Raw genomic sequence first — 9,404 nt, forward strand, 5'->3', positions numbered from 1 at the left:
TTTACTTTTATAACTACCAACGCTTCCAAAAACGACTCAACCACCTGGCACCGATAGAATATCGACACCAGATGGCTGCTTAGTCTCTTTTAAAGCTGTCTACTTGACTGGGGTAAGTCCATTTTGAGACGTCTCCTTTTTTATTTTACAATTAAAGAATCACACTATAAAAAATAACAGAAATAAGTATACCCGTTAAAGCACCTGTTAATACTTCGCTTGGTTTATGACCGAGTAGGGTTTTTAGTTCTTGTATTTTTTCATTTTCATCTTTTTCTGGCCAATGTTTTACTTCACGGAAAAACAAAGCCAGTTCGTTTCGCATACGGTTTATGATGGCAGCGTGTTGGCCGGCTTGGTAACGCACTCCGCTTGCATCGTACATAACAATTCCAGCAAACATAGCGGCAATTGCGAAGGTAGGGGAATTCAGTCCGGTTTCAAATCCGACTGCAGTTGCTAAACTTGTTACAGCTGCCGAGTGAGAACTTGGCATTCCTCCAGTTGAGGTTAATAAAGACCAATCTAGTTTTTTTGAAACTAAAAAATGAATTGGGACTTTAACAAATTGTGCAAATAAAATAGAGAAGATAGATAAAATTAGTGGTGTATTTTGAAAAAGTGCCAAAATAATCATCCCTACCTTTCTTTTTCTATATCAAGTATAGCATAACCGATAACGACTAAATCAATGAATACAGCGTTAATAATACGAAATTTTCATGTTTTCGACTATAATATTCATATTGGAGGGATTACGTTGAAAATCGTAAAAGAAGCAAAAACATTTGAACAAGTAAACACTGAATTATTAATTGTAGGTGTCCAAAAAAATTGTGATCACATTAGTGGATGGAGTAAGTTCGTTTCATTCTATGGAGAAAGTTTAGAAGAATGGATTCGTTCAGGTGATATTAATACAGACCGTAAAAAGATGACGAAAATTCCTTATATCGGTTCGAACAAGAAATTAAAAAGAGTGCTATTTGTCGGTTTAGGAGACACAAAAACGTTAACTGAAAACCAGCTACGTGAAACATTTGGCTTAGTTGGAAAAGAACTTAGAAATTTAAAAGCATGTGAATTCACAATTTGGCTTGAATCATTTACTGCAAGCCCTATTGATGAGAACGATATTGCATATCTCTTTGCAGAAGGTGCGCGCTTAGGTTTCTATCAAATACCAAATTATAAAACAACATCTAATGAAATTGATTTGTATATGGATGCAGTACACTTTGTAACTGAAGCTGATATTGATGAAATTGCTGCAAGTTTTGAAGTTGGGAAAATTTATGCGGATGCTGTAAATGAGGCACGTAATTTAGTAAACTTACCACCTAATCTATTAACGGCTACGGAACTTGCCAATTATGCAGAAAAGTTAGCAAAGCAATATGATTTTGAAGTGGAAATATTAGATAAAGCCCAATTAGAAGAGCTGGGAATGGGCGGAATTTTAAGTGTTAATAAAGGATCGAAAGAAGAGCCACGTCTGATTACATTAAAATATCAAGCAACGGAAAAATGGGAAGGTGTCATAGGGTTAGTAGGGAAAGGTGTCACTTACGATACGGGTGGCTACTCTATTAAACCAAAAACAGGTATGGTAGGCATGAAAGGTGATATGGGTGGTGCCGCAGCAGTTCTAGGGGCTATGAAAATTATTGGTGAAATTCGACCAAACAAAAATGTTGTTGCTGTAATCGGTTCAACAGACAATATGATTTCAGGTGAAGCCTTTAAACCAGATGATGTCATCACAACATATAGTGGTAAAACCGTTGAAGTATTAAATACAGATGCAGAAGGTCGTCTCGTATTAGCTGATGCTGTAACGTATGCTCAGCAACAAGGGGCAAGTTCTTTAATTGATGTAGCAACTTTAACTGGTGGTGTTATTACAGCACTAGGATTTGATAAAACAGGTGCACTGACAAACAATGAAGCATTTTTCGATGCCTTCATTGAGGCAAGTATTGAAACAGGGGAATTTGTTTGGGGCATGCCTTTAACGGAAAATGATAAAAAGCGTATCCGAAAATCAGATGTTGCCGACTTAAATAATTCCCCAGGTAGGGACGGTCATATGATTTTTGGTGGAGGATTTGTCGGTGAATTCATTGAGAATATTCCTTGGATCCATTTAGACATTGCAGGTACATCCGACGCAAATCAAGCCCATGATTTAGGTCCAAAAGGTGGTACTGGGGTTATGGTAAGAACGTTAGCTACGTTTGTCGAACGATTAGGTGAAGCAGTACAATAATTGGACTTCTATATTAGTGATAACATTTCTAGGCGTTTTACCTAGATAACATTCCTTTTCTTTCATATGTTACATAAGAAAAGGAGGTTAAACATGGTTAATTATTATGGAGGATATGGTGGGTATGGCGGTTTTGGTGCATTTGGGTATCCATTTATTGGAGGATTTTTAGGTGGACTTTTAGGAAACGCGTTTTATCCAAATCGTTACCCGTATTATTATCAACCTTATCCATATTATTATCCAAGATATCATTATCCTCGCAGACGTGGACCTTATAGAAGATACTAAAAAAGAAAGCGCGATGAATTTCGCGCTTTCTTTTAACGTTTAAAGACCTTGTTCTTTTTTCATTCTTTCAACTTCTTCTTTTAAATCATCTCTTACTGTGCCAGACCATGGTTTTACTCCTGCCAAATAAGATGAGCGACTCATAATATGACCGCCAACTGGACCTGTAATGAATAGGAAAAGAATCCCTAACAGAATCCCTGGATTAAAATGATCTTCCTTTAGCCAAAAATGAAAAAATACGCCTAGCAGAATACACATAACCCCTAGAGTAGCACTTTTAGAAGCTGCATGTGTACGAGTGTAAAGGTCAGGTAACCGGTAAAGTCCGATTGCACTGACAACAATGAACAATAATCCACATGAAATGAAAAATACAATAAGTATGTTAGCGAGAATTGTCACGAGTAATAATATCTCCTTTCTCTATAAATTTAGAGAAGGCAATTGTTCCAATGAATGATAAAATCGCCAGTAAAAGAATGATTTCTAAAAAGAAGCTCGTTTCAACTACAATTGACAAAAGACCAACTAAAGATATTAGTGCAACACCAATTGCATCCAGTGCTACGACACGGTCAGAAGGATTCGGTCCTTTTACAAGGCGATACAGTAGTGCAATCATGGAAAGCACAATAATTAATACAGCAACCCATAGAAAATATGTCATGTACGGCTCACCTCCATGATGGCCTTTTCAAAGGAATTTTTAATGGAATCAATTGTAGAGTCAATATCATCACTATCGATTACATGAATAAATAGTGATTTTGAATCGTCTGAAACGTGAACTACCACTGTTCCTGGTGTTAATGTAATCAAACTTGATAATAGTGTAATTTCCCAATCTTGTGTTAGCTCTGTCTCATATTTAAAAAAAGCAGGTTGAAGTTCAAGTTTTGGTTTGATAACAAGCATTAATACTGATACATTCGCCAAAATTAATTCTTTTATAAAAAGGAATGCAAGTTTGATAGCTGCCCAAACACGATCAGTATAAAGACGAGATTTAAAGAAACGTCTCATTGCAATAATACATAATAAACCTAGTAAGTACCCGATAATAAATCGGGATAATGAATAGTTAGAGGATAAAAACATCCATAAAAATGCTAAAAATACATTTAGTAGAACTTGAAAGGACATTTAATTTCCTCCTTTCATTACTGCGTCTGTGTAGATGGATGGTTCAATTAAAATTTTTGCTGCATCCTCCATTAATGGAGTTAACCATTCTGTACCAACTCCATAAAGGATTGAAATAAATACTAATAACATAGTAGGGAAAAACATACGGTTATAAACTTTTTTATTCACCTGATTTGATACTTGTCCTTGTTCTCCCCAGAAAGCGTAAATAAAGATGCGCATGACAGAGAGTAAAACAACTAAACTTGACGCTAGTAATAATAGGCTCGTCCAGATATTGCCTGCTTGGAATCCACCTTGGACAATTAGTAGTTTCCCTACAAACCCACTTAATGGAGGGACACCAGCTAAACCGAAAGCTGCGATTAAGTAAAACCAACCTAATGCAGGATACGTTTTCATTAAGCCACCCATTTTTCGTAAATTTGTCGTACCCGTTACGTAGATGACAAGTCCAATTAACATAAAGAGAGCTGCTTTAATTATCATGTCATGAACTAGATAGAACATTGCTCCTTCTAAACCTATTTGGTTCATTTGAGCAACACCAAATAAAATAACCCCTACAGCAATGACGATATTATAAATGATGATTTGTTTAACATCGAAATGAGCAAGCGCTCCGATACAACCTGCGATGATCGTAATAATGGATAAAATTAATAATAGTTCATGCGTATATGCTAAATCATGAGTAAAGAATAATGTATATGTACGCATAATGGCATATACACCAACTTTAGTAAGTAAAGCACCAAATAATGCAAGTACAGGGATTGGTGGTGCCGAATATGCACTTGGTAACCAGAAATAAAGTGGGAAGATTGCCGCTTTCATCCCAAATACCATTAAGAACATAACCGCAATTACCGTAATAATCCCAGGCTGTTTAATTTCTGCAATCTTTAATGAAATATCTGCCATACTTAATGTACCGACTACTGAATAAAGAAACGCTACTGTAATAACAAATAAGGCAGAAGATAATACGTTCACTAAAATATATTTTATCGATTCACGTAGTTGTGCTTTTTCACCGCCAAGGACGATAAGTAAATAAGAAGCCATTAATAATACTTCAAAGAATACGAAAAGGTTAAAAATATCCCCTGTCGTAAATGCTCCATTCACCCCAGTAATAATAAACATAACCCCAGGATAATAGAAGAAGCGTTCTCTTTCTTTCCCAATTGATTCAAATCCATACCAAACAATGAAGAAAGCAAGTACTAGAGTTGTTGTTACGAGTAATGCAGAAACCATATCGGAAACCATCGTAATACCGAATGGTGCTGGCCAACTACCGAAAGTAACGGTTTGTGGTCCATCCAAATAAACTTTATACACTAATGACAGTGCACAAATTATCGCTAAGATTAATCCTAGCATTGTAATAATTCGTTGATAGGCTAATCTTTTCTGATTAAAAATTAAGAACATCCCAAAGAAGAAGGGGATGATGATCGGTAGTAAAAGGAAGTTATTCATGATCTTCACTTCCTTTCATTAATGTCATATCGTCTGTTTTTAATTCTTGATATGCGCGGTATGCCAATACTAAAAAGAATGCGGTTACACCGAAACTAATTACAATGGCAGTTAATATTAATGCTTGTGGAACTGGGTCCACGTAGTCTGTAACCCCTTCAGAAAGAACAGGTGGGGCACTTCCTTTAAAACTTCCCATTGTAAGGATAAGTAAATGTGCACCATGACTTAGTAGTCCTGTTCCGATAATAATCCGTAAAAGGCTACGAGATAATATTAAATAGATAGCTGCCATAAAGAGGAAGCCACAAACAAAAGCCATCAGTATTTCCATTATTCATCCTCCCCAATCGTTTGAATAATGGTCATCGTAACGCCAACAACAACCAAATAAACACCTAAGTCGAACAGTGCAGCCGTATGAAGTGATGTTTTACCAAGTAAAGGTAAATAAAAATAATCAAAGTAATGAGTAAAGAATGGTTTACCCATAAACATTGAGAAAGCTGCCGTTGCCCCAGCAATAATCAATCCTACAGCCACTAAGTAAATATAATTGATTGGAATGATGGATTGAACCGTTTTAATATCAAAGGCGATAATTAAAAGCACGATGGCACTGGCAGTTACTAATCCACCAACAAATCCTCCACCAGGTGTATAATGTCCTGCAAAGAAAATATGAACAGCATAGAAGAAAATCATGAAAAACACGATCTTAGCTGTAAATTGTAAGATGACATCATTTGTTTTCATAATTTCCCTCCCTTTTTGCTCATGCGAAGTTTAATCATTCCGTAAATTGCCATACCTGCGATTGCAAGTACTGTAATTTCAAATAGAGTATCGAAGCCACGATAGTCTACTAAGATAACGTTTACAATATTTCCACCGCCAGCAAGAGTATAAACAGTATCTTTATAGTATTGTGCGATAGATTCAATATATTTTTGTGAATGCGCAGATAGAGCAACTAATGTCACCATTACACCTACTGCAATTGAAACAAAGGCTCTTCCAAAACGGAAACGAGTACGTTCTTCTGCTTTTCGGAATTTCGGTAAATGATAGAAGGCTAAAAGGAATAACGCCACCGAAATCGTTTCAATAACAAGTTGAGTTAACGCTAAATCTGGTGCATTAAACATGACGAAGAATAATGACACCGTATATCCTACTGCACCTAATGCAACAATCGAAGTAATTCGGGATTTTGCAAAAACAGTAGTAATCGTACCAATAACTAACACTAATATTAAAAGAACTTGTGATGGACGTATTGGTGATGCACCTAAAAAGGAAACTTTAAAACCATCTTTAATAAATAAAGTCCCTATGACAATGATTGCAATACCAGTAAACATATAAGATAGATAGCCTCGAATTGAACCTGTCATATAAGTCTTAGAAAGGCGATTCATCCATTTATCACTAAATTCATAGACTATAAAATCATATAAATTATTTAAAGTTAATTTAGCTGGAAATGCATCATAGATTTTTTGCCATTTCGCTAGAATCATAAATAACACAAGGCCAACAACAATAATGCCAAGAGTCATGAATAGTTCTGGCGTAAATCCATGCCAAGCTGATACGTGAATATCAACCTGTTCTGGATTTGTATATAAGAAAGGTTGTATTGCGACAACAGCAGGTTTGACAAATGTGTCTGCAATAACATTTGGAATAAAGAATATGGCAATTACTAAGGAGGCTAAAATCACTGGTGAAATTAACATCCCAACTGGAGCTTCATGTGGTTTTTTAGGTAATGCCTCCAGCTTAATTTTTCCAGTAAACGTTCTAAATACAAAATAGAAACTGTAGATAAAGGTAAATACACTGGCAATCCAAGCGATTATAGGGAATAGAACGCCCCATGTTGTAAAGTTGAATAAATCAAATTCGGCAACCGAAAGCATTGCTGTTAAAAACATTTCTTTACTTAAAAATCCGTTAAATGGCGGTAATCCAGCCATAGAGAAGCTACCAATTAATGCTACTGTAAAACTAATAGGCATTAGACCCATTAATCCACCGAGTTTACGTATATCGCGGGTACCTGTTTCATGATCGACAATACCAGCAATCATAAACAGACTACCTTTAAACGTTGCATGGTTTATTAAATGGAAAATTGCTGCAAAAGCTGCATATTTAAATACAGTATCTTGTGCACCATTTACGTGATAGGCAATTGCTGATACACCTAATAACGACATAATTAAACCTAGTTGACTAACTGTTGAAAAGGCTAAAATTCCCTTTAGGTCGGTTTGTTTCACAGCAAAGAATGAACCCCAGAATAATGTCAATAATCCAATTCCAGCTACTAACCACACCCAAACTTCTGATAAAGCGAAAATTGGCGTAAAGCGGGCAACTAAGTAAATTCCGGCTTTAACCATTGTTGCAGAGTGTAAGTACGCACTTACAGGAGTAGGTGCTTCCATTGCATCTGGCAACCAAATATAGAACGGGAACTGAGCAGATTTCGTAAATGCCCCAAGTAAAATTAAAATTAGTGCAATAACAAATGTATCGTTAGTTGCTAATTCGGGTGCTTGTTCAATTAATTCTCGAATGGAGAATGTTTCCCCCATAATCGATAGTAAAACGAATCCACCGAGCATCAACATCCCGCCGCCAACTGTAATAATGGTTGACTTTAATGCACCGAAACGGGATTTATCACGGTTAAACCAATAACCAATTAGTAAAAATGAGGAAATTGATGTTAGTTCCCAGAATAGATAGAGTGTTATCATATTATCTGATTGAACAACTCCAAGCATAGCAGTCATAAACATCAATAAGTAAATGTAAAAGTTATGCAATTGCTCTACTGTTCGATCTAAATAATAAATCGAATATAGTACTACAAGTGCCCCAATTCCAGAGATAAGTAAAGAGAATAATAAACTTAAACCATCCAGATAGGACACAAAGGATATTCCAAGCGATGGAATCCAATCTAACTGAGCTATTACGGTTTCACCTTTTGAAATCAACGGTACAAATGTAGCATAAAAGGTTACTAGAAAAAGTGGTACAATCAATACGAACCAACCAGTATGTATAGAGCGCACTTTTTTAAAGAAGAAAGGCATAAAAAGCGCAGCTAGGATTGGAATAAAAATACATAATACTTGAAACAAAATTTCCCCCTCCTTTTGTCAAAAAATTTAGATATATAAAAATACAACAGTCAATATTATATCATTTTCTATAGCGTTTTTCACTGCATAGGACCTTTTAGGTAAATCATAAGTTTACTAATTTGATTAAGAAATATGTTGAAATAATAAAATGAGGAAGTTGTTATGAAAAATCCATACTTATATGGCTATTTACCATTATTTACGATTTTACTATTTAGTTTGACCTTTGGAATTTATACGGTTGGAATCTCATTAGACTTTTTAACTTCAATTGGAATTTATTCAGGAATGCGAGAATTTCTAACAGATTTAGAATTACGGGTTTTGTTATTAATTGTATTTACTCTTTGTTTTTTTATGCTCTTTTCTGCATTGAAATTAATAGGGGAGACCATTCATGAAGTAGGGATGCTTTTATTCTCGAAGGATAACGAAGGAGAAACGATTAGTGCAGCGCGGGGTGGGTACGTAATACTCTTTTTCGGCTCTTTAGCATCTGCATTTGGTATCCAATCACTTACTGTATTAATGATTATTCTTGTTTTAACGGTACTCATTTATTTTGTATACAACATGTATAAAATGAGCCAATTTTTAACAATGTCTGGAACGGTGGGTCTATTAATTTATGAAGTTCTGTTTTGGTCTATTTTTATTACCTTAATCATTTATGTTGTTTTAAAACTGTTTAATGGAGTATTAGCGAGTTTGCCGTTTGCTAATTAACAATTATGTTTGGGATGTAATCAAAAAGGGCTTTAGATAAAATCTTAGAAAAATAAAAAAGAGGTGTCCAAAAAGTAATAATTTTTTGGACACCTCTTTTCTTTCTTGATAAATATCTCTTATGAATTATTGTTCCTGCGGTGGTTGTCACCATCCTCGTCACAAAGGAGCTGTCTCAAAATGAGTTTTCAGACAGCTCCTTTCTTACGATTAGTCAAGTATATTTAAGTTATTTCTTTTATTTTAATGAATTAGTTTTAGAAGGGAGGGGTACCCCTCCCTTCTAAAACTAATTTTTTCATGCCGAAAAAACCTAA

11 protein-coding genes are annotated in these 9,404 nt (G+C 35.3%); 3 read left to right on the top strand and 8 right to left on the bottom strand.

Annotated features, from left to right (window positions below; all coding sequences use genetic code 11):
* Positions 1–151: 151 nt before the first annotated feature.
* Complete coding sequence (locus D8M03_RS16555; protein WP_211330995.1) at positions 152–628, bottom strand: divergent PAP2 family protein; 477 nt, start codon at positions 626–628, stop codon at positions 152–154.
* Positions 629–760: 132 nt separating this feature from the next.
* Between D8M03_RS16555 and D8M03_RS16560 the strand changes: the two genes are divergently transcribed.
* Both D8M03_RS16560 and D8M03_RS16565 read left to right on the top strand, forming a co-directional pair.
* Positions 761–2,269: a leucyl aminopeptidase gene (locus D8M03_RS16560; protein WP_121215906.1), complete on the top strand. Its 1,509-nt coding sequence runs from the start codon at positions 761–763 to the stop codon at positions 2,267–2,269.
* 93 nt (positions 2,270–2,362) lie between these two features.
* Entirely contained in the window at positions 2,363–2,560 is a 198-nt protein-coding gene (locus tag D8M03_RS16565; protein ID WP_121215907.1) for a hypothetical protein, read from the top strand.
* A 39-nt stretch (positions 2,561–2,599) separates the two neighbouring features.
* Here D8M03_RS16565 and mnhG read toward each other — a convergent pair whose 3' ends face one another.
* The 7 genes from mnhG to D8M03_RS16600 are packed head-to-tail and all read right to left on the bottom strand — an operon-like array spanning position 2,600 to position 8,310.
* A complete protein-coding gene (mnhG, locus tag D8M03_RS16570; protein ID WP_121215908.1) occupies positions 2,600–2,965 on the bottom strand; it encodes a monovalent cation/H(+) antiporter subunit G in 366 nt (121 codons plus the stop codon).
* Positions 2,949–3,230 (bottom strand): Na(+)/H(+) antiporter subunit F1, encoded by a 282-nt coding sequence (locus tag D8M03_RS16575; RefSeq protein WP_121215909.1) that lies wholly within the window; start codon positions 3,228–3,230, stop codon positions 2,949–2,951. The genes mnhG and D8M03_RS16575 overlap by 17 nt, the downstream gene beginning before the upstream one ends.
* Complete coding sequence (locus D8M03_RS16580; protein ID WP_121215910.1) at positions 3,227–3,706, bottom strand: Na+/H+ antiporter subunit E; 480 nt, start codon at positions 3,704–3,706, stop codon at positions 3,227–3,229. The genes D8M03_RS16575 and D8M03_RS16580 overlap by 4 nt, the downstream gene beginning before the upstream one ends.
* Complete coding sequence (locus D8M03_RS16585; protein ID WP_121215911.1) at positions 3,707–5,197, bottom strand: Na+/H+ antiporter subunit D; 1,491 nt, start codon at positions 5,195–5,197, stop codon at positions 3,707–3,709. It lies immediately after the preceding gene.
* Positions 5,190–5,531 carry a Na(+)/H(+) antiporter subunit C gene (locus D8M03_RS16590; RefSeq protein WP_121215912.1) on the bottom strand — a complete coding sequence of 114 codons (342 nt, stop codon included), beginning with the start codon at positions 5,529–5,531 and terminating at the stop codon, positions 5,190–5,192. The genes D8M03_RS16585 and D8M03_RS16590 overlap by 8 nt, the downstream gene beginning before the upstream one ends.
* Positions 5,531–5,953, bottom strand: coding sequence for a Na(+)/H(+) antiporter subunit B (locus tag D8M03_RS16595; RefSeq protein ID WP_121215913.1), 423 nt, complete (start codon positions 5,951–5,953; stop codon positions 5,531–5,533). The genes D8M03_RS16590 and D8M03_RS16595 overlap by 1 nt, the downstream gene beginning before the upstream one ends.
* Complete coding sequence (locus D8M03_RS16600; protein WP_245987664.1) at positions 5,950–8,310, bottom strand: Na+/H+ antiporter subunit A; 2,361 nt, start codon at positions 8,308–8,310, stop codon at positions 5,950–5,952. Before D8M03_RS16600 ends, D8M03_RS16595 begins: the two co-directional genes overlap by 4 nt.
* A 213-nt stretch (positions 8,311–8,523) precedes the next feature.
* Here D8M03_RS16600 and D8M03_RS16605 point away from each other — a divergent pair, with 213 nt between their 5' ends.
* Positions 8,524–9,087, top strand: a complete 564-nt coding sequence (locus tag D8M03_RS16605) for a DUF5366 family protein (protein WP_121215915.1) — start codon at positions 8,524–8,526, stop codon at positions 9,085–9,087.
* Positions 9,088–9,404 lie beyond the last annotated feature (317 nt).

The sequence above is a fragment of the Ureibacillus endophyticus genome (assembly GCF_003628435.1).
GTDB classification, from domain to species: Bacteria; Bacillota; Bacilli; order Bacillales_A; family Planococcaceae; genus Ureibacillus; species Ureibacillus endophyticus.